Annotated in this window: 19 protein-coding genes; 2 read left to right on the top strand and 17 right to left on the bottom strand. The window is 66.3% G+C overall.

Features of this window, described 5'->3' with window-relative positions; translation table 11 throughout:
• The first annotated feature begins 246 nt into the window (after window positions 1-246).
• Entirely contained in the window at window positions 247-2067 is a 1821-nt protein-coding gene (locus F622_RS0101275; protein ID WP_019571182.1) for an ABC transporter ATP-binding protein/permease, read from the top strand.
• A 239-nt stretch (window positions 2068-2306) separates the two neighbouring features.
• On the opposite strand, the gene arfB is transcribed toward F622_RS0101275, so the two are convergent.
• The 17 genes from arfB to F622_RS0101190 form a co-directional block, all read right to left on the bottom strand.
• Window positions 2307-2723 (bottom strand): alternative ribosome rescue aminoacyl-tRNA hydrolase ArfB, encoded by a 417-nt coding sequence (gene arfB / locus F622_RS0101270; protein ID WP_018143971.1) that lies wholly within the window; start codon window positions 2721-2723, stop codon window positions 2307-2309.
• A 7-nt stretch (window positions 2724-2730) separates the two neighbouring features.
• Window positions 2731-3045: a hypothetical protein gene (locus tag F622_RS0101265; protein ID WP_018143972.1), complete on the bottom strand. Its 315-nt coding sequence runs from the start codon at window positions 3043-3045 to the stop codon at window positions 2731-2733.
• 192 nt (window positions 3046-3237) lie between these two features.
• Window positions 3238-4830 (bottom strand): peptide chain release factor 3, encoded by a 1593-nt coding sequence (locus F622_RS0101260; protein WP_018143973.1) that lies wholly within the window; start codon window positions 4828-4830, stop codon window positions 3238-3240.
• Between the two features lie 130 nt (window positions 4831-4960).
• Window positions 4961-5767, bottom strand: a complete 807-nt coding sequence (locus F622_RS0101255; protein WP_038084332.1) for a tetratricopeptide repeat protein — start codon at window positions 5765-5767, stop codon at window positions 4961-4963.
• 174 nt (window positions 5768-5941) lie between these two features.
• The gene (gene rimI, locus F622_RS0101250) at window positions 5942-6421 is read right to left on the bottom strand and encodes a ribosomal protein S18-alanine N-acetyltransferase (protein WP_018168436.1); all 480 of its coding nucleotides are present in this window, start codon (window positions 6419-6421) and stop codon (window positions 5942-5944) included.
• A 91-nt stretch (window positions 6422-6512) separates the two neighbouring features.
• Window positions 6513-7256: a uracil-DNA glycosylase family protein gene (locus F622_RS0101245; protein ID WP_018168435.1), complete on the bottom strand. Its 744-nt coding sequence runs from the start codon at window positions 7254-7256 to the stop codon at window positions 6513-6515.
• Window positions 7257-7260: 4 nt separating this feature from the next.
• Window positions 7261-8091 carry a CDP-diacylglycerol--serine O-phosphatidyltransferase gene (gene pssA, locus F622_RS0101240; RefSeq protein ID WP_018176075.1) on the bottom strand — a complete coding sequence of 277 codons (831 nt, stop codon included), beginning with the start codon at window positions 8089-8091 and terminating at the stop codon, window positions 7261-7263.
• The gene (locus F622_RS0101235; protein ID WP_018168433.1) at window positions 8088-8762 is read right to left on the bottom strand and encodes a phosphatidylserine decarboxylase; all 675 of its coding nucleotides are present in this window, start codon (window positions 8760-8762) and stop codon (window positions 8088-8090) included. Before F622_RS0101235 ends, pssA begins: the two co-directional genes overlap by 4 nt.
• Before the next feature lie 61 nt (window positions 8763-8823).
• Window positions 8824-9840, bottom strand: coding sequence for a ketol-acid reductoisomerase (gene ilvC / locus F622_RS0101230; protein WP_018176076.1), 1017 nt, complete (start codon window positions 9838-9840; stop codon window positions 8824-8826).
• An 85-nt stretch (window positions 9841-9925) separates the two neighbouring features.
• The gene (ilvN, locus tag F622_RS0101225) at window positions 9926-10420 is read right to left on the bottom strand and encodes an acetolactate synthase small subunit (protein ID WP_018143980.1); all 495 of its coding nucleotides are present in this window, start codon (window positions 10418-10420) and stop codon (window positions 9926-9928) included.
• 22 nt (window positions 10421-10442) lie between these two features.
• Entirely contained in the window at window positions 10443-12161 is a 1719-nt protein-coding gene (ilvB, locus tag F622_RS0101220; RefSeq protein WP_018168431.1) for a biosynthetic-type acetolactate synthase large subunit, read from the bottom strand.
• Between the two features lie 330 nt (window positions 12162-12491).
• Window positions 12492-14075, bottom strand: a complete 1584-nt coding sequence (locus F622_RS0101215) for a DNA mismatch repair protein MutS (RefSeq protein WP_018176077.1) — start codon at window positions 14073-14075, stop codon at window positions 12492-12494.
• Between the two features lie 135 nt (window positions 14076-14210).
• Window positions 14211-15377, bottom strand: coding sequence for an aldo/keto reductase (locus tag F622_RS0101210; protein ID WP_018176078.1), 1167 nt, complete (start codon window positions 15375-15377; stop codon window positions 14211-14213).
• 246 nt (window positions 15378-15623) lie between these two features.
• Entirely contained in the window at window positions 15624-16514 is an 891-nt protein-coding gene (locus F622_RS0101205; RefSeq protein ID WP_018168428.1) for a PEP-CTERM domain protein, read from the bottom strand.
• Between the two features lie 303 nt (window positions 16515-16817).
• Window positions 16818-18035: an acetoin utilization protein AcuC gene (locus F622_RS0101200; protein ID WP_018176080.1), complete on the bottom strand. Its 1218-nt coding sequence runs from the start codon at window positions 18033-18035 to the stop codon at window positions 16818-16820.
• Window positions 18032-20587, bottom strand: coding sequence for a nitric oxide reductase activation protein NorD (locus tag F622_RS0101195; protein ID WP_019571181.1), 2556 nt, complete (start codon window positions 20585-20587; stop codon window positions 18032-18034). Before F622_RS0101195 ends, F622_RS0101200 begins: the two co-directional genes overlap by 4 nt.
• Window positions 20584-21444, bottom strand: a complete 861-nt coding sequence (locus F622_RS0101190) for a CbbQ/NirQ/NorQ/GpvN family protein (RefSeq protein WP_018168425.1) — start codon at window positions 21442-21444, stop codon at window positions 20584-20586. Before F622_RS0101190 ends, F622_RS0101195 begins: the two co-directional genes overlap by 4 nt.
• 251 nt (window positions 21445-21695) lie before the next feature.
• On the opposite strand from F622_RS0101190, the gene F622_RS0101185 reads away from it, so the two are divergent.
• The gene (locus tag F622_RS0101185; protein WP_018143988.1) at window positions 21696-22013 is read left to right on the top strand and encodes a hypothetical protein; all 318 of its coding nucleotides are present in this window, start codon (window positions 21696-21698) and stop codon (window positions 22011-22013) included.
• Window positions 22014-22516 lie beyond the last annotated feature (503 nt).

Raw genomic sequence — 22516 nt, 5'->3', positions numbered from 1 at the left:
GCGGAGCCGGCACATGCATCCCCTCGCTCGGATGCGGTCCGCCAGACGGTGCGCGCCTGCCTGGACGCCAGGCTGCGCCACCACGACCTCGAGCAGGACCGGGGCGGGTTACCGTATCCATCGCTGATAGTTCCGGCGACGTAGCAGATCCCGCCGGGGCCGGAAGCCGCTACCGAACGCGCGCCCACGTGCGAAGCCAGCGGCAAGCCTCTAAGGTAGGCGACCTACCCAGCCCCGGATTCCCCCATGCGCGGTCATTCCAGCGTGCACGATGCGCCCGACGAGGCGATTAACTGGCGCATCGTTCGCTCCCTGTTCCCCTATCTCGCGGAGTTCCGCGGGCGGCTGTTCCTCGCCCTCGGGCTGATGGGCCTGGCCAAGCTGGCGACCGTGCTGGTCCCGCTGGCACTGAAATACATCGTCGATCACTTCGAGGATTCCGGCACCGACGCGCTGGTGGCAGTACCGGTGGCACTGGTGGTGGCCTATGGCCTGTTGCGCTTTGGCGGCACCCTGTTCGGGGAGTTGCGCGACGCGGTCTTCGTGCGGGTGGCCGAGCGCGCCATGCGGCGCGCGGCCCTGCGCGTGTTCGAACATCTGCATCGGCTGGAGCTGAGCTTTCATCTGGCGCGCGAGACCGGCGGCCTGGCCCGGGACATCGAGCGCGGCACCAGCGGTATCAGCTTCCTGCTGCGCTTCATGGTGTTCAACATCCTGCCGACGATCATCGAGATCGCGATGGTCGCGGTCATCCTGCTGATCGCGGTGGGCCCGGTATTCACCCTGACGGTGATCATCGCGGTGGCGGCCTACATTGCCTGGTCGGTGTGGATTACCGAGTGGCGCACCCGCTTCGTGCGCGAGGCGAATCAACGCGACAACGAGTCCAACACCCGCGCGATCGACAGCCTGCTGAACTACGAGACGGTCAAGTACTTCGGCAACGAGGGCTTCGAGGCCCGGCGCTACGACGAGGGCCTGGCCACCTGGGAACAGGCGCGCACCAAGAACGTGCTGTCGCTGGTGCTGCTGAACTCGGGGCAGGCCCTGATCATCGCCGGCGCGATCACCGTGATGATGCTGCTGGCCGCCAGCCGCGTGGCCTCGGGGCAGATGTCGCTGGGCGACCTGGTCATGGTCAACGCCTACATGATCCAGCTGTTCATGCCGTTGAACTTCCTCGGCTTCGTCTATCGCGAGATCCGCCAGTCGCTGGCGAACATCGAGCGCCTGTTCGGGCTGCTGGAGAAGCCCGTGCAGGTCGAGGACCGCCCGGACGCACCGGATCTCGAGGTCACCAGCGGGCAGGTGCGCTTCGAACAGGTCGCCTTCCACTACCAGCCGGAGCGCCCGATCCTCGCGGACGTCTCGCTCGAGATCCCCGCCGGGCACAAGCTCGCGGTGGTCGGGCCCAGCGGGGCCGGCAAGTCGACGCTCGCCCGGCTGCTGTTCCGCTTCTTTGACGTGACCGACGGGCGCATCACCATCGACGGACAGGACATCCGCGAGGTGACCCAGCAGAGCCTGCGCCGCGCGATCGGTGTGGTCCCGCAGGACACCGTGCTGTTCAACTCCAGCATTCGCTACAACATCGCCTACGGGGACCCGGAAGCGTCCGAAGAGGCGATCTTGCGCGCGGCCCACCTGGCGCACCTGGACGACTTCATCGAGCGCCTGCCGGACGGCCTGGACACGGTGGTCGGCGAACGCGGGCTCAAGGTCTCCGGCGGCGAGAAACAGCGCATCGCCATCGCCCGCATGCTGCTGAAGGACCCGCCGATCCTAGTGTTCGACGAGGCCACCTCGTCACTGGATTCGGGCTCAGAAAAGGCCATCCTGCAGGCCCTGAACGAGGTCTCGGCGCGGCGCACCACGCTGGTCATTGCCCACCGCCTGTCCACCGTGAAGGACGCCGAGCAGATCGTGGTGCTGGACCAGGGCCGCGTGGTCGAACGTGGCACCCATCGCGAACTCCTCGCCAGGAACGGCGCCTACGCCCGCCTGTGGCAACACCAGCAGGAACACGAACCCACCACCGCCAACGCAAGCCCGAACGCCGGGGACTAAACCCTTGTTCACCACGGAGGGGGCAGAGAAAACAGGGAAGTGGGAGTGAGATACGGGTATTGATTGCAGCCTGGGTTACTGCCGGTTAACCGCCGCTGCTTCGTGCGCTTGGCGGCACCCCGCACCCTTGACGGATCGTTCACATCAGAGCCTTTCGAATTTCTCCGTGTCCTCCGTGCTGAATACGCCCTTGAATTCCGTCATTTCTTCGTGCGCTTCGTGGTAAACCGAAAAGTGAATCAGTCCGGGTCGACGCGGCCGCGCAGGGCCTTCTTGCGGCCGCGCTGGGTCTTGCCCTCCAGGCGGCGCAGCTTGGAGGCGCGGGTCGGCCGCGTGGCCTTGCGCGCCTTGATCGGGCGGCCGGCCTCGCGCAGCAGCTCCGCCAGGCGTTCGAGCGCGTCCTCGCGATTGGCCTCCTGGGTACGGTACTGCTGCGCCTTGATGACGATCACGCCCTCCTTGCTGATGCGCTGATCGCGGCGGCGCAGCAGGCGTTCCTTGTAGACATCGGGCAGGCCGGAGGCGCGGATATCGAAGCGCAGGTGAATGGCCGAGGCGACCTTGTTGACGTTCTGGCCGCCAGCCCCCTGGGCACGGATCGGAATCAGCTCGATCTCGTGCTCGGGGACGCTCACGCTGTTGGAGATTTGCAGCATCGCGGGATCAGCGAAACTCGCCGCCACGGATACGATTTTCGTCGTCCAGATCGGCGAAGAACCGGCTGTGATCGGTGCGGTATTCCTGGGTCACGATGTCGCCGGGCAGCACCAGCATCACGTCGGGGTAGACGCGCCCGAATTCCGCGGGTGTCGGGCGGCTCTCGAGAAAATGCAGGAACGGGTTCATCTGCTCGACCGTGCCCGGACGCGGCTCGGGCCCATCACCCCGGGTCTCGGTCTTGTGCACCGAACAGGCACCAACGCCCAGCGCCAGCACTACAACCACCAGGGCCGGGGTCCATCGGAAATTCAACGCCATGCAAACCTCCTGCGCAGGCCAGATGCAACGTCATTGCGAGGCGCCGAAGGCGCCGCGGCACCCTCCAGAAGCTCGCACCCCAGCTAGATCCGATAGCCCACGGGAGATTGCTTCGTCGCTTCGCTCCGCGCAATGACGGGCCAATGTCCCGCGCGCCGAGGGAGTAGTTAGGAGTAGTCAGGAGCGCAGAGGTTACTCCGTCGGTTGGCCGTGCTCGCGGGTCGACTGGAAGCGGATCTCCGGCCACTTCTCCTGCGCCATCTGCAGGTTCACCCGGGTCGGGGCGATATAGACCAGATCGCCGCCGTGGTCGATGGCCAGGTTGGTCGCCGCCTTCTCCTTGAACTCGTCGAATTTCTTCGGATCATCGCTTTCGACCCAGCGCGCCGTTTGGACGTTCACGTTCTCGAACTGTGCCTCCACCTTGTACTCGGTGCGCAGGCGTTCGGCGACCACCTCGAACTGCAGCACGCCGACCGCCCCCAGGATCAGGTCGTTGTTGGTCAACGGGCGATAGAGCTGGGTTGCGCCCTCCTCGCACAGCTCCTGCAGCCCCTTGGCGAGCTGCTTCATCTTCAGCGGGTCCTTCAACTGCGCGCGGCGGAACAGCTCCGGGGCGAAGTTCGGCACGCCAGTGAAGGTGAGGTCCTCGCCCTGGGTGAAGGTATCCCCGATGCGGATGGTGCCGTGGTTGTGGATGCCGATGATGTCGCCGGGATAGGCGGTCTCCACATGCTCGCGGTCGGAGGCCAGGAAGGTCAGCGCGTCCGGGATCTTCACGTCGCGCCCGATGCGCACGTGGCGCAGCTTGGCGCCCTTGTCGAAGGTGCCCGAGCAGATGCGCATGAACGCGATGCGGTCGCGGTGGTTCGGGTCCATGTTCGCCTGGATCTTGAACACGAAGCCGGTGAACTTCTCCTCGGTCGGCTCTACCTTGCGCGAGTGGGTCGGGCGCGGCAGCGGGCCGGGAGCGTACTCGACGAAGTCGTCCAGCAGCTCCTCGATCCCGAAGTTGTTGATCGCCGAGCCGAAAAACACCGGGGTCTGCGCACCGCTCAGGTAGGCCTCCGGGTCAAATGCGTGCGAGGCGCCCTGCACCAGCTCCAGTTCCTCGCGCAGCTCCCCGGCCTGCGGCCCCAGCACCTCGTCCAGGCGCGGGTTGTCCAGGCCCTCGATGATCTCGCCGGTGGACTTCTTGCCACCCTCTTCGGGGTCGTAAAGATGCACCGCGTCGCGGCGGAGGTGATAGACGCCACGGAAGCGCTTTCCCGAGCCGATCGGCCAGGTGATCGGGGCGCACTGGATCTTCAGCACTTCCTCGACCTCGTCCAGCAACTCGATCGGATCGCGGCCCTCGCGGTCCATCTTGTTCACAAAGGTCATGATCGGCGTATCGCGCAGCCGGCAGACCTCCATCAGCTTGATGGTCCGTTCCTCGACACCCTTGGCGGCGTCGATCACCATCAGCGCGGAGTCCACTGCGGTCAGCGTGCGATAGGTGTCCTCGGAGAAGTCCGCGTGTCCCGGGGTGTCCAGCAGGTTCACCATGCGGCCCTTGTACGGGTACTGCATGACGGAAGAAGTGACCGAAATGCCACGCGATTTCTCCATCTCCATCCAGTCGGAGGTGGCATGGCGCGCTGACTTGCGCCCCTTGACCGTACCGGCGAGCTGGATCGCGCCGCCGTACAGCAGGAGCTTTTCGGTCATGGTGGTCTTACCGGCGTCCGGGTGCGAAATGATCGCGAAGGTCCGGCGTCGGCGGGTTTCCTCGATAAAGGACATGAATACGGGCCGCTTGAATCAGCCCGTAAGTTTAACGCGAAAGCGCGGGTCCGGTTCATCTTTCCGGGGGCCCAACATGCAAACGGCCCCGAAAAACGGGGCCGTTTGCATGGGTTCCGGCGCTGCCCGATCAGCGCGCCGAGGCCGCCTGAAGCGCGGCGTTCTGTTCCTTGAGGCGCCCCTGGGCAGTCACCAGGTCACGGTTGTTCATGCGGGTCTCCAGCGAGGCCAGGCGTTCCCGGTCGTCCGCCATGCTGTACCAGACATGCGCCTGCACCAGATCACGTTCGACCCCGCGACCGTTCTGGTGCAGGCGACCCAGCCCGATCTGGGCATGCCGGTAGCCCTGCTCCGCTGCAGCGGTATACCAGCGCGCGGCGGCGGCCGGATCACGCGTGGTGCCCTGACCATTCTCGTGCATCAGCCCCACATAATACTGCGCGGCAGGCAGTCCCTGATCTGCCGCCTTGCCCAGCCACTCGAGTGCGGCGGCCGGATCCTGCTCGCCATTGGCCAGATGGCTGCCCAGCCAGTACTGGGCATCGGCATGACCCAGTTCCGCCGCGCGTGAGTAATGTTCGTGACTGCGTTCGGCGTCGGCCGAGGTGCCCTTGCCGGTCGCGAAGAGGTAACCCAGATAGTAATGCGCACTGGCGTGGTCGGCATCCGCAGCGCGAGCAAACCAGCGCAGGGCCTGATCGTAGTCCACCGCCGTGCCGCGCCCGGCGTAGTTCGCCATGCCCACGTCGAACATCGCCGCCGTATTGCCCTTCTGTGCGTTGCTTTCACGGATCTCGTACCAGACTTCCAGCAGCTCCTGCTGGCGCTCGGCCTCGTCGTAGCCGAAGGCCTGCTGGGCATGGGCAAGCCCTCCGGTAGCCAGGAGCGGCAGCGCCAGGGGGAGCGAAACAAACAATGCACGTAGGGATCGGGACATGGGTTACCTCATCCGGAGTCGGGGCCAATACCGAGTTCGATCATAGACCCGGGGGGTGACCGTCACAACGCGGAGGTCCCGGGACGAGAACCCAAGGCGGCAAAACCCGACCGGGTTACGGATTTTGCACCCGACGCTGTGACTGACTTCACACTCCGGCGCTGAACCGACGAGTCAAGACCCGGCGGGCGCGGCGCAGCGACGCGTCAGCACCCAGGCATCCTCGCGGCCGCTGGGGAGCGGGTAATAGCGCGGACGGGTGCCGATATGCTCAAAACCCTCGGAGCGGTAGAGCTGCACCGCCGCCACATTGGATGGGCGCACCTCGAGGAACAACGCCTCTGCGTCCTGACTGCACACATAGTCAAACAGGCGACGGACCATGAAACGGCCAAGCCCGTTGCCCTGCCAGCGCGGGTCCACCGTAAGGTTGAGCAGGTGGGCCTCGCCGGCGGCCACCGTCAGCACACTATGCCCCACCTGGCGACCATCCACCGCCAGCACCCAGCAGTCGTAACCCACCCGCAGGCAGTCCTCGAAGATGCGGGCGGTCCAGGGGTACACATAGGCCTCGCGCTCCACGCGCATCACGCCTTCCACATCGGCCACCTGCATGCGGCGCAACTCGGGCTGGACGCGGGGTTCGGCACTCATGACGCAGGCTTCTCCAGCAGCAGTGAAGGAAAGGACGGGGCGAGGTGTCGTTGGTTCGGAACCCGGCGACTCGGCCAAGGTTCCCAATCCCTCAATCAGTGAGCGGTTCTGACAGACAGGTCCGGGCGCGCTGCAGGTCCTGCCAGGCACGGGCCTTGTCACCCGGCTTTCGCAGCAGGTAGGCCGGATGGTAGGTCACGATCAGAGGAACGCCCTGGTAGCGCTGCTCCGTGCCACGCAGCCGACCGAGAGGCTCGTCCGTCGCCAGCAAGGCGTGGGCCGCTACACGCCCCAGCGCCACAATGACCTCCGGCTGGATCAGTTCGATCTGGCGATCGAGAAACCCGCGGCAGGCCGCGGACTCCTGGGGTTTCGGGTCACGGTTTCCGGGCGGGCGGCACTTCAGCAGATTAGCGATGAAGACATCGCGGCTCCGGTCCAGGCCCAGCGCCAGCAGCATGTTGTCCAGCAGCTGCCCCGCACGACCCACGAAGGGCTCGCCACGGCGGTCCTCTTCCGCACCCGGGGCCTCGCCGACGAACAGCCAGCGCGCGCGCGGGTCGCCCACCCCGAACACGGTCTGCGTGCGTTCGCGGGCCAGCTCGACGCAGGCATGGCAGCCACGCACCCGCGCCTCCAGGGCCTCCCAGTCCAGGGTATCGACCGCGGCGCCCGGCGCCCCGGCATCCACGACCTCGGCGTGCTCGCCCGCCACAAGGGCGGATTCCGCCGGAAGCGCCGCGGCCTCGGTCTTGTCCTCCAGCGCGATGCGCGAGCGCCACACCGGAATGCCCATGTCCGCGAGGATGCGGCGCTGGCGCACCGACAGCAACACGCGGCTACTCCCCCGACGGCGCCCGGCGACGATGCCGGCGCCAGCGCTCCAGGGTCAGCAACGGTCCGGACAGGGCATAGATGACGAAGGCCGCCAGCAGGACCTTGGGCGGATCCAGGGCCAGCAGCATCAGCGCCAGCACCACCCCGACAATCGCCAGGAAAGGCACCCGGTGCTTGAAGTCCATGTCCTTGAAGCTGAAGTAGGTCAGGTTGCTGACCATTGCCGCCCCGGCGAGCACGGTGACCACCAGGATGCCCACCAGATAGGGGTCGGCCAGCTCCGCCGGGATGCCCCAGTCCTCCAGCACCCAGACCATGCCCACCAGGATCGCGGCGCTGGCGGGGCTTGGCAGCCCCTGGAAAAAACGCTTGTCGCTGACCGCGAGCCGGCTGTTGAAGCGCGCCAGCCGTAGCGCCGCGGCGGTGGCAAAGAAGAACGCCGCCACCCAGCCGAAGTTGCCGAGGTCGTGCAGTTGCCAGAGGTAGACCACCAGCGCCGGGGCCACACCGAAGGACACCAGATCCGACAGCGAGTCGTACTGCGCGCCGAACTCGCTCTGGGTATCGGTCATGCGCGCGACGCGGCCATCCAGGGTGTCCAGCACCATGGCCACGAAAATCGCGATGGCGGCGGTGATGTATTCGCCGTTGATCGCGGAGACGATGGCGAAGAACCCGGAGAACAGCACCCCGGTGGTGAACAGGTTGGGCAGCAGATACACCCCGCGCCGGCGCCGGCGATGGGGCGGCTGGTCGTCAGCGACGGTATCCTCGCCCTCGATGTAGTCCGGCTCGGGATCCGTCCGTCGGTCGCCTTCGTCCCCTGCACTCATTGCAGCACCTCCGCCGCGCTCTCGTCGTCCCCGGTCGCCTCGGATTCGGGTAACCCGCCGAGCAAGGCCGAACCCGCCAGGACCCGCTGCCCCGGCTCGACCATCACCTGCGCGCCGACCGGCAGCCAGACCTCGAAGGTACCACCAAAGCCGGCGAAGCCCATGCGCTTGCCGCGTCCCAGGCGGTTGCCAGGGACGTTGTTCTGCATGCGCACCATGCGGGGCCAGTGATCGACGCTGAGTGCCAGGGTCAGCCGGGTGCCCTCGTCGGTCTCCAGCGCATAGGCCAGACGCCCCTCCAACTGGGCATCCGGCGCCTCGTCGGTCTCCTTGCCGGGCCAGACCCGTTCGCGAATTTCGGCCTCCTGCGGGGCGTGCACGTTGTATTCGCCCAGGCGGCGCTGACGCAGGCGGATGCAGACCGCCGGCTTTTTCGTAAACGGATCCCGGGTCTCGGTAATCGACTCGATGGTGCCATCGGCCGGGGCGATCACGCCCAGGGCCGGTGCCGGGGCCTTGCGCCGCACGTTCCGGAACAGCCCCATCAGGGCCACGGTGAGGATCACCATGAACAGGCCCAGCTCCGCCTCCCCGACCAGCAGCGTAATCACCGTCATCCACGCGGCGATGATGACGAACAGACGGCCTTCGGGAGCTAGCGGAAACAGCATCGGGTGCTCGAGAGAGAGGACGCCCTGCGACAGACCGGAATGTCCATCGCAGGGCCTCGCATCAGTTGCGGGACTTGTCGACCAGCTGGTTGGCCGTGATCCACGGCATCATGGACCGCAGACGCTCGCCGACCTGCTCGATCTCGTGGGCGGCGTTCAGGCGTCGGTTGGCGGTCATCGACGGGTAGTTCATCGCGCCTTCCAGGATGAACTGCTTGGCGTACTCGCCGTTCTGGATGTTGCGCAGGGCCTCGCGCATGGCCCAGCGCGACTCTTCGTTGATCACCTTCGGGCCGGTCACGTACTCGCCATATTCGGCATTGTTGGAGATCGAGTAGTTCATGTTGGCGATGCCGCCCTCGTACATCAGGTCGACGATCAGCTTGAGCTCGTGCAGGCACTCGAAGTAGGCCATCTCCGGTGCATACCCCGCCTCGGTCAGGGTCTCGAAGCCCGCCTTGACCAGTTCCACGGCACCCCCACACAGCACGGCCTGCTCGCCGAACAGGTCGGTTTCGGTCTCGTCCTTGAAGCTGGTCTCGATGATGCCAGTACGCCCGCCGCCGATCGCCGAGGCGTAGGACATCGCGATATCGCGCGCCTTGCCGGAGGCGTCCTGCTGGATGGCGATCAGATCGGGGATGCCGCCGCCACGCACGAACTCGGAACGCACGGTGTGGCCCGGGGCCTTGGGCGCGATCATGATCACGTCCAGGTCCTTGCGCGGCTCGATCTGGTTGTAGTGGATCGCGAAGCCGTGGGCGAAGGCCAGGGTCGCGCCCTGCTTCAGGTTCGGCTCCAGCACATCGCGGTACAGCGCGGCCTGGTACTCGTCCGGGGCCAGCACCATGATTAGGTCGGCGCCGGCGGTCGCGACATCGACATCGGCCACCGTCAGGCCGGCCTCTTCGGCCTTGGCGCGCGAGCTGGAGCCTTCGCGCAGGCCGACGGTCACGTCCACGCCGGAGTCCTTCAGGTTGTTCGCATGGGCGTGGCCCTGCGAACCGTAGCCGATGATGGCCACCTTCATGCCCTTGATGATGGAGAGATCGGCGTCTTTGTCGTAGTAAAGATTCATCGCAATTTCCTTGATATCAGCCCCCAGCGGGGCCCATGGCAAACAAACGGGCCCCGCCCCCGCAACGGGGGCCGGGCCCGGGGATTCAGATTTGCAGGGCGACGTCGCCCCGGGCGATGCCCATCACGCCGGAGCGCACGACCTCCAGGACAGTAAACGCGTCGAGGGCCACGAGGAAGGCGTCCAGCTTGGAGCCCTCGCCGGTGATCTCGATCACGTAGCTGTCATGGGCCACGTCGATGATCCGGCCGCGGAAGATATCCGCCAGGCGCTTGACCTCCTCGCGCTCGGCGGCCTCCGGCACACGCACCTTGACCAGCGCCATCTCGCGCTCGATGTGCGGATAGGCGGTCATGTCCAGCAGCTTGATCACGTCGATCAGCTTGTTCAGCTGCTTGGTGATCTGCTCGACGATCTCGTCGGAACCGCTGGTGACGATGGTCATGCGCGACAGCGACGGGTCGTCGGTCGGCGCGACAGTCAGTGATTCGATGTTGTAACCCCGTGCGGAGAACAGCCCGGCCACCCGCGAGAGGGCACCGGATTCGTTTTCCAGCAGGACACTAATGATATGACGCATACGGCTCTTCCCTGTACCCGGCTCAGACCAGGATCATTTCGTTCTGGCCGGCACCGGCCGGGATCATCGGATACACGTTCTCGGACTGGTCGGTAATGAAGTCCATGAACACCAGGCGGTCCTTCTGCGCCAGGGCCTCCTTGATCGCGCCCTCGACGTCGCCCGGCTGGGTGATCTGGATACCGACGTGGCCATAGGCCTCGGCCAGCTTCACGAAGTCCGGCAGCGCATCCATGTAGGACATGGCGTAGCGGCCCTGATAGAAGAACTCCTGCCACTGCCGGACCATGCCCAGGTAGCGGTTGTTCAGGTTCAGGATCTTCAGCGGCAGCTGGTACTGGAAGCAGGTCGACAGCTCCTGGATACACATCTGGATGCTGGCCTCGCCGGTAATGCAGCCCACCGTCGCCTCCGGATGCGCGAACTGCACGCCCATCGCAAACGGCAGACCCACGCCCATCGTGCCCAGGCCACCAGAGTTGATCCAGCGATTGGGCTTGTCGAAGCGATAGAACTGCGCCGCCCACATCTGGTGCTGGCCGACATCGGAGGTCACGTAGGCATCGCCCTCGGTCAGCTCCCAGAACTTCTGCACCACGTACTGCGGCTTGATCAGCCCGGAGGTCTGGTCGTACTTCAGGCAGTCCTGCGCCTGCCATTCCGCGATCTGTTTCCACCAGGTGGCCAGGGCCTCGGCGTCCGGCTTGCTGCCGGCCTCGTTCAGGCCCTTGATCAGTTCGCGCAGCACCGGCTCCACCTCGCCGACGATCGGCACATCCACCTTCACGTTCTTGGAGATGGAGGACGGATCGACGTCCACATGCACGATCTTCGCATGCGGACAGAACTTCTCGATGTTGCCGGTCACGCGGTCATCGAAGCGCGCGCCAATGGCGATCAGCACATCCGCGTGGTGCATGGCCATGTTGGCCTCGTAGGTGCCGTGCATGCCCAGCATGCCCAGGAACTGCTTGTCCGACGCCGGATAGCCACCCAGCCCCATCAGGGTGTTGGTGATCGGATAGCCAAGCTGGCGGGTGAACTCGGTCAGGGCCTCGGAGCCACGCCCCAGGATCACGCCGCCGCCGGTGTAGATCATCGGCTGCTTGGCCGACAGGATCAGGTCCACCGCCTTGCGGATCTGGCCGGTATGCCCCTTCGTGGTCGGGTTGTAGGAGCGCATGTGGATGCTCTCCGGGTACTCGAACACGCAGGTATCGGCCGTCACGTCCTTCGGGATATCGACCACCACCGGGCCGGGGCGCCCGGTGGTCGCCACGTAGAAGGCCTTCTTGATCGTGGTCGCCAAGTCCTTCACGTCCTTGACCAGGAAGTTGTGCTTCACGCAGGGACGCGTGATCCCCACGGTATCCACTTCCTGGAAGGCGTCGTTGCCGATCATGCTGGTCGGCACCTGGCCGGTGAACACCACCAGCGGAACCGAATCCATGTAGGCATCGGCAATCCCGGTAATCGCGTTGGTCGCGCCGGGGCCCGAGGTGACCAGGGCCACGCCCGGCTTGTAGGAGGACTTGGCATAGCCCTCGGCCGCGTGCACCGCACCCTGCTCGTGGCGCACCAGCACGTGGGAGACCTTGTCCTGCCGGTACAGCGCATCATAGATGTGCAGTACCGCACCACCGGGATACCCGAATACGACTTCGACGCCCTCGGCCTGGAGGCTGCGACAGAAGATTTCGGCGCCGGTGATGGCGGTGGCGGAGCTTGCGGACTCGGACATGGTGGTCGACTTCCTTACCGGGGGCTTGTGCACGATCGTCGGGTGATCACGCACCACAAATCAAAATAGCCCACCATCCTAATATGAAATCGCCCCCATTTCACGCCATAAAGCGGATGGGCACGCGGCAGACGTCGCGAGGAGCCAGCGATGTAGCCACCTGCAAACGGGGCTGGCTGACCCCGCCGGCCTGCCGGTCCCGCGAGATTGCCACGGCCCCTGGCGGGGCCTCGCAATGACGGGGTTGCGAGCACCGTCATCGCGAGGAGCGCAGCGACGTGGCGATCTTTTTGGGCGGCCCCGACGTCAAACCGAGCGGGCGCGGCAAGGTCAGCTGTGCTCGCCCCCGGCCTGCGCGGTGGGCAGCTCGGCGAAATGCTCGCGGGCCCGCGCCACCAGCTGCGGTGGCAGGCCGTTCTTCTCGGCGATGGTCAACCCGAAGGAGACCCCCGGCTCGCCGATCAGCAACCGATAGGTGGGCGAGAGGGTCTCCGCGTCGAACTGCATCGAGGCATTCACGATGCCCGCATGCTGCGCCGCGTAGTCCTTCAGCGGTGCCAGGTGGGTATTCACGATCCCGCGCGTACCGCGGGCGCGCAGCTCGTCCAGCATCGCCATGGCGAGGGCTGCACCTTCGTCGGGGTCGGTACCGGTACCCAGCTCGTCCAGCAGGATCAGGCTTTCGGAGCCAGCATGGTCGAGGATCCGCTTGAGCACCTCCACATGCCCGGCGAAGGTCGACAGATGGTGGAACAGGCTCTGGTGGTCACCGACATCGACCATGACCCGATCAAAACGGCCGATGCGGCAGTCCTGCTCGGCCGGGATATGCAGCCCGCACCAGGCCATGGTGACCAGCAGGCCCAGGGTCTTCAGCGCGACCGTCTTGCCGCCGGTGTTCGGCCCGGTAATCAGCAACAGCGGCTGTTCGCCATCCAGCCGGATCGACAGGGGAACCGGCTGCGGGCCGTTCCCCTCGGCGAACTGCAACAGCAGCAGCGGGTGGTAGGCCTCGATCAGCTCCACGCCGGCCTCGGGCTCCAGCCTCGGGGCGTGGGCATTCATCTGCGCCGAAAGCTGTGCGGCGGCCGAGGCCAGATCAATCCAGGTCAGCGCGGTCAGCATCAGGTCCAACGGCTCGCCATGCTGGCGCACCCCATCGGTCAGCTCGCGCAACAGACGCTGCTGTTCGGTGTTGATCTGACTGTTGACCGTATCGAGCTGGTTGTTCAACGGGACCGCCTCGATCGGCTCCACGATCTGGTCGCGCCCACCCATCGCGGTGCCCCGACGCACACCCTTGACCGCCCCGGCCGCGTCGCCGCGCAGCACCATGACTGCGCGCTCCTGGTGCCACTGCACCTTCAGCGCATCCTCGCCCTTCTGCGCAAGATCGGAGTCCGCCAGGCGCTTTTTCACCACCGCCTCGACCTCGTCACGCAGCCGCCCGCGCTGCCCGAAGGCCTCGACCAGCTCGGCGCTGGCGTCTTCGCGCAGCGAGCCGCCGGGGTTCAGGCAGGCAGCCAGGCGCTGTTCCAGCGCCTCGGGTGGGTACAGCTTGTTCAGATCCGCCGGATAGATCTCCGGGGTGTCGGCCAACTGATCCGCCAGTTCACGAGCCTGGCGCATGATGACCTGGAGATTGTGCAGGGCCTGTACCGGCAAGGCCGAACCGGGGTTGGCCGCCTGGCGCAGCGCGGCACGCACATCCGGCAGCTGGCCCAGCCGGGGCAGCGTGCCGGCATCCAGACGCTGGCGTGCGACGGTCACCGCCTTTTGCAGCGCCCGCGCCGCATCCAGATTCGGCGCCGGTTCCAGCCCGCGCGCGGCGTCGGCGCCATAGGGCGTGGCAGTCAGGCGCTCCAGCAGACGCTGGATCGCGGGGAATTCGAGGGCCTTCAGATCAACCTGCATGGCATACCCTTGTACATGAAATCTCTGCCGGAACCTTGTGGGAACCGGCTTTCCGGCGAAGCCCCTGCCCGCATCCGGCTTTGGCAGGGGCTTCGCGTGCAAGCACGCTCCTACAAGGAAGGGCGAGGATCCTGGTTACTCCTCGGCCTTCTTGAACATGCCGAGATAGGCCTTCTTGTCCATCATCGGCTCGCGCATCACCGCCAGCATGTCGTCCAGGTGTTCCGGCGTGCTCATGCCGACCAGCGAGGTGCCCAGACCCGGCGTGGAGCGGTTGAACTGCAACGCGCGCTGCGCCGGGTTGGGCAGGCTCGCCAGTTGCTGCTCGACCACCTCCACCGACTGTTTCGCCAGATGCCCCTTCAGCATGGAATGCGAGGCGATCATGTACACCTCCAGCTGGTGCGCGGCCTGCAGCGGGCTGGCCACATTGCCCTGCCCGGTCGCGGTGTTGAAGCGGGTAAAGCCTTCCAGCATCACCTGGTTGAACGGCAGCATGGCGATCTTGAAGTGGTGCCGCGCATGGTCGTCGCCGGTCACCGTCTGCGCGGCGCGTTCGGCCAGGCCCTGCATGGAGGTGAGCGACTGGAACACCGCCGCGTCGGTCTCCTCGCGGAAGCCCTCGAAGGTGGAGATGCCGTAGGTGCGGATCTTCTTTTCGAGTACCGCCCGCTCCAGCATCTCGAACACGGGCTCCAGCTTGCGGTTGGTCGGCTCCTTGCCGATCTCGTGGATGTGCACCTCGGGCTGGTCGATCAGGAACGCGTCCAGCGTCTCCACCCCCATCAGCGAGCGTGACAGCTCCATCTGGTAGTGGAGGTATTCCGGCGTCAGCAGATGCGCGCCCTTGGCCAGATCATCCTTCGTGCCCATGCCCTGGGCCTCGATCTCGCGCTGGAACCAGGCCTCCATGTCCTCCGGAGGCCCACCGCGCAGGGTCAGGAAGCCGCCCTTGGAGATCAGGAACATCGCCTCGCGCGGAACCCCGGCCTCCAGCGCGGTACGCACGCCAGCCCCCACCGCGGCCAGCGACCGGCCGTAGCGGTAGTGCGCGCCGGTATCGACCACGTTGACGCCCTCGGCCAGGCCACGCGCAACGATCGCGGAGATCTGCGCGTCGACCTCGGCGGTGGCTGCCCCGCCGAAGGTGCCGATCCCGAGGCTCGACAGGCGCATCTTCGCGCGCGAGAACTCGCTGTAATGCCCCTCGGCGGCCTTGCCCTCGGACACGAACTGCTCTGCGTAACGACGCGTCGCCTTGGCATTGGCGTATCCGGGTATCAGTTTCTGCACGGGCTGCATGCGTCTCCTCGATTGGTCGCGGGTCCCTGGTGACGGACTCAGGGAAGCCCCGAACCCTCACCCACCCGATGAGGGGGAGAATCGTACGTCAGCGGACGGGATTTGCGAAAACCCGCAACGCGAGCGGGCCACTACCGGCGGCATTGTACGGCCGCACAAACAGCCGCGCCCTGGCATGTGCCAGGGCGCGGGGCAGAGGCCGACCCGAGCCGGAAGCCAGGGGGCGGCAGAGGAAAGCAGCGGAGGCTACAGGCCCGGGGCCGAATGCCGATAGCGGCGGAAGGCCCCCAGCATCACGAGCCCAAGCCCGATCAACCAGACCGGCCCAGGGAGCGGAACCTCGGTCGTGGTGGCGAACCGACCGCTGAGATAAAGCTCCTCGAAGCCATTGTTCAGGTCGTCCATAAAGAAATCGATCCCGAACAGATAGCCTTCGCCGGAGAACAGGCCGAGATCCATGGTCGGGGCAAACACGATGTAGTCCAGCTTGCCGCTTCCCTTGTTGGCATCGGCCTCGTACACCTCGCCCGAATCGCCAATCACCTCGACCTCGCCGGGCGAGAGAACCGGGCCGCCATTGCCGTCGTCAAAGATCCAGCGAGCCACGCGTTCCCCGGTGACGGGGTCGTAGATAAAGACCTCGGCCTGGACCCACAGATCGGGGGCTGAGCCTGTCTGGTTGTGATCGAAGATGAACGTGGGGATTGTGGCCCCCGGGTTAATCGCATCCAGGTACGCCAGGAGGTTGTCCACCAGCACAGGCCCGTTGGCCTGGGTGCCCAGCCCCCAGTCACCAGTGAAGTCGGTCGTACCGCCACCCGGCAAGGGCATGGGGTCCTCGAAATTGTAGCTGCCGCCGGGCCCGATACCCTGGTTATCCGCGCCACCAGCACCCGTGCCCACAATCAGATCCAGCGTGCCGGTGCCCTGCCCGGTAAACTGGTCATTGGACAGGAAACCCCACTGGTTCAGCAACGAGCCGGAGTAAGAATAGAAATCGTTGTACTGAATGGCGACCGGGATCCCGTCATAGGTCTCGTCGACGTCCGGAAGCTCGATAATGGCCGCGTTCGCCACCGAGCCTGCGAGCATTACGCCCGCTAGCACCACCACCTGTTTACTCCACCACTTGCGCATCACACTCACCTCCGGCTCCCGGCCTGTTGACCGCTCAGGGCGCCTTTCGCCCTCTCGAGCAACTACGAAGCAAGACACGCGCCAAAGCCGCTAAAGACCTGTTTGATCGCGAGTTTTTCGCAAACCCGATTCGCCGCGAAGGACCTCGTGTAAACCATTCCGACATTTTTCGGGAAACCGGCCCGAAACCCCGTCGGAAAGCTTTACACCCGATGGGCGCCCCAGGAGACGCGGAGCCACAATCCAGGCTCGGTATCGTCTGTGCCCGCAGTCACGGGCCGGTGATGGGTCAGCGTCTCTTCACTACCCGCGCAACAGCGGGTGTGTATGGAAAAGCCGCTCCAGGCGGTCCTCGAGTTCGGGGCGCACGGGGCCGGAACGGTCGGCGTCCAGGCGGGAGACGAACAGGTTCGCGTACCACGCCTCTTCCTCGTCCATGTCCCAGTCGACCTCGCGCAGCAAGGCCTGGCCGGCCGCGGGGATCGCGGCGGGGAGGTCGCGACCGGTCAGCAGGGCCCAGACGCCGGTCCAGCAGCGGGCGAGCGCGAGGGGGTGATAGCCGCCACCGCCGAGGACCAGCAGCTTCGGCGTGCCATCGGCGTGGCGCGGGCTGGTTTCGATCACGTCGTCGATACAGGCAAGGAAGCACTGGGTGGAGATCCCGAACTTGCCGAGCGGATCCGGCAGCAGGGCATCGGTGCCCGCCTGGACGACGATCACGTCCGGCTGCCAGCGATCACGTACCGCGTCCCAGACCCGGGTGAAGGCAGCGCGGAACTCCGTGTCGTTGGTCTCCTTCGGCAGTGGCACATTCACCGCATTGCCGAGCGGGCCCGTGTCCTCGATGCGCCCGCCCTGGAAGGGGTAGCCGTATTCGGTGTCCATGTGCAGGGAGACGGTGAGGACATCCGGGTCGTCGGTGAACGCGGCCTCGACGCCATCACCGTGGTGGGCGTCGATGTCGAGATAGAGCACCCGCTGGCCGGCCTGGCGCAGGCGCAGGATCGCGAGCGCGGGGTCGTTGAAGTAGCAGAACCCGCGCGCCTGGTCGGGAGCGGCGTGGTGCATGCCGCCAGCCGGATTAAAGGCCATCTGCCCGCCCAGCACGACCTCGGCGCCCTGGATGGAGCCAAAGGTGGCAGTGGCCGGGGTGGCGAAGAAGCCGGCGAAGAACGGGTTCTCGAAGTTGCCGATGTTGTGGCGGTCGCGGTAGCGCTGGAAGACCTTGCCCAGCGCCTCGGCGCGCTGCATCGCGGAGACGTACTCGCGGGTGTGGAACCATTCGAGCTCGGCCGGCTGCGCACGGCGCGTGACGGCCATCTCCCCGGGGGTGATCGCGTCATAGGCCTCGATCAGGTCAATGGTCAGCGAGACACGCGGGATACCGAGGGGATGGTTGTCGCCGTAGCTGTGCCCGCGATAGCGCGGCGCATGCAGCAGGGTCGCGTGGCGACGGGCCGGGGCGCGCTCCGACCCCGGGGCTGTGGCGGCCGGAGCGATGGCTTCGGGGGTGGCATTCACTGGCGCAGCCTCAGGTAGATCTCGGGCAGACGGCGCGGCAGCTCGTCCACGTGGTCGATGATGGTGTAGTGCCCGGGGCCGAAGATGGCCGGCAGGTACTCGGACCCGGACGGGTCCAGGGTGATGCAGAAGGGGTGAATACCGGCATCCACCGCCTCCTTCATCGCCATGCGGGTGTCTTCGTGCAGATAGCGCTGGTCACCGCCATCGTCGTAGTCGGCCGGGCGCCCATCGGTGAGGATCAGCAACAGGCGGCGCTGGCTGGAGTTGCGCTTGAACGCCTCCAGCGAGTGACGGATGCCCGCCCCCATGCGCGAGGCCAGGCGCCCGGACACCCCGGCGATGCGGGCGCGCACGGTGTCGTTCAAGTCCTCGTTGAAATCCTTCAACCAGTAGTAGTTGACCTGGTCGCGCTGCTTGGAGGCAAAGCCGGCGAGCGCGTAGGGGTCGCCGACCTTTTCGATGGCCTCGGCGAACAGCATCATCCCTTCGCGCACACGGTCGACGATCTTGCCCTGCCCGCTTGGGTGGCGCGCCATGATGGAGGTGGACATGTCCGCCAGCATCAGTACCGAAGTGTCGCGATGCTGCACCGCGCGGCGGCGGTAGATGAAGGCCTTGGGCGAGAGCCCGGCCTTCTTGTCGGCGATGTAGTCGATCACCGCTTCGGTATCCAGCTCGTCGCCGTCCAGCTGCTTGCGCTGCGGCGCCAGGCGCATCGGGCGCTGCATCTCCAGGCCGCGGGTCAGACGCTTCAGGGTGTCCGCGTTCTCGGACAGGATGGTCGCCGCCAGCTCCGGGTTCTCGTCGTCCAGCACGCGCTCGTAGAGGTTCACCCACTCGGAGATGTAGCGCTGCTCGCGGTAGTCCCACTCCGGATACGGGATGCCGTCCTTCCGCGGGGTGTAGGGCGCGGCGCGTTTGGCCACCTGGGCCGGCTGCGGGATGCCGGTGCCGATGCGCCCGCCGGTGCCGGAGGTCTCCTGCTGCGGGGTCTGGATATCCGCGTCCGGGTCCTTCTGTGCCTGCTCCGGGGCCTGCTGCGGCTGTTCTTCCTGCTTCTGGTGCTCGAGCTTGTGCTCGTCGTGCGCCTCGTGGTCGCGGAAATCAGCCAGGCTGCCGTCGCGCTTGCGCTGCGGGTAGACGGGCAGCGACTGGTTCAGCGACAGCCCGGGCAGATAGGCCTCGGCGCGCTCCTCGATGGTGATCTCGGGGAAGGCCTCGTCGGCGAACAGCTCCTCGCCCACGGACCAGGCAGTGACGATATCGGCGTCCGGCTCCAGCATCCGCGCCAGGCGCGGGTCCTGCGGCTCGCCCCGTAGCAGGGCCTGGTGGGCGCGCAGGGCGAAATCGTAGTAGCTGCCGGCCGCACCCTCCGGACGCTCGTGGGCCCGGGCAAGCTCCACCAGGCGCGGCAGGAAATTCGGGATGCGCGGGGCCAGGCGCGCGTTCACGCGCAGGTCTTCGGCCAGGTCGAACAGCACCTGGAAGCGGAACATGCGCGCCTCGAATGGCGCGAACAGCGGGCGCCAGGTGATGCGCGACTTGTCGTCCAGCGGCGGATGCTCGGCGCCCGCGCGCTCGAACAGCCGTTCGACGTCGGTGTGCGCATAGGTGTCGAAGGCCAGATGCGCGGCCGCGTGCTGGGTGGCGACGATGGCCTCCTCGCGGGAATCCATCACCGCCGGCATGAACAGGCGCCGGCCATCGGTCTCCAGCATCGGGCGGCCCTCGCCCGGCTTCCAGCTGGAGTCCGCCAGCGGGATGTCGGCGTCCAGCCAGGCCATCAGCACCAGGCGCAGGAAGCGCCCGTGCATGCGCGGGCGAAAGCCCGGCAACGCCTCCAGCAGCAGCTTCAGGCTCTCGTCGCTCTCCAGGCGAAAGTACGCCTCGCCGCGCGAGCGCCCGGCCTTCAGCAGGTCCGCGCCGCGCCGCGCCCACGACAGCAGGCCCTGGTCGCCGACCAGGTTGCGGGCGATCGGGGCGCCCTCGAGGTAGGCGTCCAGAGTCAGGCCGCGTTCGTCGAACAGGGTCTCGGCCGGCTCGATCAGCGCGCGCAGGCCGTCGATGCCACGCCCGCCGGCGAGCTTCTCGAAGTCGGTCTCGAAATAGGCCCGGGCATCGGGCAGGCTGCGTGCGCACCAGCGCAGGCCGATCTCGGCCCACTCGCGTTCGCCGGCCTCGCCCCAGGCGCCGTACACGCGATCGGCCTGGGCCATGAAGCCTTCCAGCGCATAGTTGGAATTGACCCACTCCTTGAAGCGGGCCGCCTGCTCCAGCCACAGCTCCACCGTCTGCATGTGCTCGGCGAGTCGCGCCGAGTGGCGCATAAAACTCTTGCCCGACTCGCGGTCATGGAAGAACAGGTCGCGCGCGGTCTCGATCCAGCGCCGCGCGATGGTGGCACCGAACGGCCGGATGGTCGGCAGGGCCTCCTTGGTGTCGCGATGGGCGACGAAGCTGATGTCCTCCAGGTGCTGGAGGATCTCCTCGATCTCGACGAGCTCTTCCGCCTCCGGTTTCGCGCCGCCGTTGGTTGCGGTATCGCTCACGCGGCTTCGGACTCGGGGAAGTGGGCGTCGAAGATCTCCTCCAGTGCCTGGATCAGCTCGGGGTCATCGGTGATGGGGGCGATCATCGCGGCGCGGCAGGCGACACGCGGGCTCAAGCCCGCCTGCATCAGTTCGCCGGCGTAGGCCAGCGCACGGGTGGAGGTGGCCTCTTCCAGACCGTGATCCTTCAGCGCGCGCGCCTTGCGCCCGGCGGCGACCAGCTTCTCCACGCGATCGGCGTCCAGCCCACCGGATTCCTTGGCCACGATCTCGCGCTCGACGTCCTCCTCCGGGTAGTCGAAGTGGATACCGACGAAGCGCTGCTTGGTCGAGGGCTTCAGGTCCTTCAGTACGGTCTGATAGCCCGGGTTGTAGGAGATCACCAGCATGAAGTCTTCGTGCGCATCGATGATCTGCGACTTCTTGTCCAGCGGGAGCTGGCGGCGGTGGTCAGTCAGCGGGTGGATCACCACGGTGGTGTCGGTGCGCGCCTCGACGATTTCGTCGAGGTAGCAGATCGCACCCTCCTTGACCGAGCGCGTCAGCGGGCCGTCCTGCCAGACGGTTTCCTCGCCCTCCAGCAGGAAGCGCCCGACCAGGTCGGAGCTGGTCAGGTCCTCGTGGCAGGACACCGTCACCAGCGGCTGGCCCAGGACGTGGGCGATGTGCTCCAGGAAGCGGGTCTTGCCGCAACCGGTCGGCCCCTTGAGCATCACCGGCAGGCGCTTCGAGTAGGCCGCCTTGAAGATCTCGATCTCGTCGCGCTGGGGCTTGTAGAACGGGGCGTCACCCGCGTCCCCCGGTTTCTCGATGACGTCGCGTTCCACACCGCGGATGCGGTTGATCAGGTTCTTCATGGGATCTCCGATGTCGACCGCGGGGTCGGGACTGACCGCGGGGCCGGGACTGGTGTATGCGCGGGGGCGGCGTTACCCTGCTGCGCGTTGGGCGGGCCGCCAATCGTGTTCCCGCAGGCTTTGTTGTATCATTCTCTGTTTCTATTCTATCGAACCTGCGCACTTGCATGAACCAAACGCCCCACGGCAGCGGGGTTGGTCTTGCGGATGCGCCCGTCACTCGGATTCAGCGCTTCAATAGAGGACCCGGTATGAAACTTGTCAAGCTCGTCAAGCTGAACAACCTGCAGTACAACCCGAACCGCGACCCGAACTTCTACCGCCGTCCGGTCAACGAGGAATTCCGGCTGCAGGCCGTGCTGAACGGCTCCGGCAGCGCCCAGTGCTCGTTCTCCGTGGAAGGCGAGACCCTGTGCGAGGGCAGCGTGTCCCTGCCGGGCACCTTCGACTGCAAGTTCAGCTACGACACCGCCGGCACCCGCATTGGCGACCTGGTGATCGAGGGCAATGGCGAGACCTTCCACGAGAAGGTCCGCATCGACGTGCTGGAACACGCCTGGATCGGCTGATCCAGTCCGGCCAGCGCGGCCCCGCTCCATCGGGGACGGCAACAGCGAAAGGCCCCGCGGCAACCTGCCCGGGGCCTTTCGCGTTTCGGGTCCAGCCACAACCGTCCATTGCCATCTCCTGCCGCACGCCCCCGTCATCCCCGGCCGCACGCCCCTCGTCATCCCCGGCCGCATACCCCCTCGTCATCCCGGCCGCAGCGAAGCGGAGAGCCGGGATCTCCCGGGCGAGCCCCGGACGTCCGGGTGATCTCCAGCAGTGGCGATCCCGGATAACCGCTGCGCGGTTTCCGGGATGCCGAGGGAGGGGCGTCTTCATGGTGACCGGAGAATGCCGACAAGGTGTTCCGATCGACCCGTCGCTCGCCCCCGAATCGGGCTTCTGCGTACTGTTTGTGTCCTCCGTGGTGCAACCGCCTTGGCCCTTCTTCGTATCTTCGTGCGCTTCGTGGTTAACAATGGAGTCGGGGCCCCAGACGAAGAAAGCCCCGCCGGAGCGGGGCTTT

Origin of the sequence: Thioalkalivibrio sp. ALMg3, assembly GCF_000381225.1 — a bacterium.
Lineage (GTDB): Bacteria > Pseudomonadota > Gammaproteobacteria > Ectothiorhodospirales > Ectothiorhodospiraceae > Thioalkalivibrio > Thioalkalivibrio versutus.
This window is presented reverse-complemented; position numbering and strand designations above follow the sequence as displayed.

Excerpts from the sequence above, each read along its gene's own strand:
- F622_RS0101275 (WP_019571182.1), top strand. The coding sequence starts at position 247 with ATGCGCGGTCATTCCAGCGTGCACGATGCGCCCGACGAGGCGATTAAC.
- arfB (WP_018143971.1), bottom strand. The coding sequence starts at position 2,723 with ATGCTGCAAATCTCCAACAGCGTGAGCGTCCCCGAGCACGAGATCGAG.
- F622_RS0101265 (WP_018143972.1), bottom strand. The coding sequence starts at position 3,045 with ATGGCGTTGAATTTCCGATGGACCCCGGCCCTGGTGGTTGTAGTGCTG.
- F622_RS0101260 (WP_018143973.1), bottom strand. The coding sequence starts at position 4,830 with ATGTCCTTTATCGAGGAAACCCGCCGACGCCGGACCTTCGCGATCATT.
- F622_RS0101255 (WP_038084332.1), bottom strand. The coding sequence starts at position 5,767 with ATGTCCCGATCCCTACGTGCATTGTTTGTTTCGCTCCCCCTGGCGCTG.
- rimI (WP_018168436.1), bottom strand. The coding sequence starts at position 6,421 with ATGAGTGCCGAACCCCGCGTCCAGCCCGAGTTGCGCCGCATGCAGGTG.
- pssA (WP_018176075.1), bottom strand. The coding sequence starts at position 8,091 with ATGAGTGCAGGGGACGAAGGCGACCGACGGACGGATCCCGAGCCGGAC.
- F622_RS0101235 (WP_018168433.1), bottom strand. The coding sequence starts at position 8,762 with ATGCTGTTTCCGCTAGCTCCCGAAGGCCGTCTGTTCGTCATCATCGCC.
- ilvC (WP_018176076.1), bottom strand. The coding sequence starts at position 9,840 with ATGAATCTTTACTACGACAAAGACGCCGATCTCTCCATCATCAAGGGC.
- ilvN (WP_018143980.1), bottom strand. The coding sequence starts at position 10,420 with ATGCGTCATATCATTAGTGTCCTGCTGGAAAACGAATCCGGTGCCCTC.
- ilvB (WP_018168431.1), bottom strand. The coding sequence starts at position 12,161 with ATGTCCGAGTCCGCAAGCTCCGCCACCGCCATCACCGGCGCCGAAATC.
- F622_RS0101215 (WP_018176077.1), bottom strand. The coding sequence starts at position 14,075 with ATGCAGGTTGATCTGAAGGCCCTCGAATTCCCCGCGATCCAGCGTCTG.
- F622_RS0101210 (WP_018176078.1), bottom strand. The coding sequence starts at position 15,377 with ATGCAGCCCGTGCAGAAACTGATACCCGGATACGCCAATGCCAAGGCG.
- F622_RS0101205 (WP_018168428.1), bottom strand. The coding sequence starts at position 16,514 with ATGCGCAAGTGGTGGAGTAAACAGGTGGTGGTGCTAGCGGGCGTAATG.
- F622_RS0101190 (WP_018168425.1), bottom strand. The coding sequence starts at position 21,444 with ATGAAGAACCTGATCAACCGCATCCGCGGTGTGGAACGCGACGTCATC.
- F622_RS0101185 (WP_018143988.1), top strand. The coding sequence starts at position 21,696 with ATGAAACTTGTCAAGCTCGTCAAGCTGAACAACCTGCAGTACAACCCG.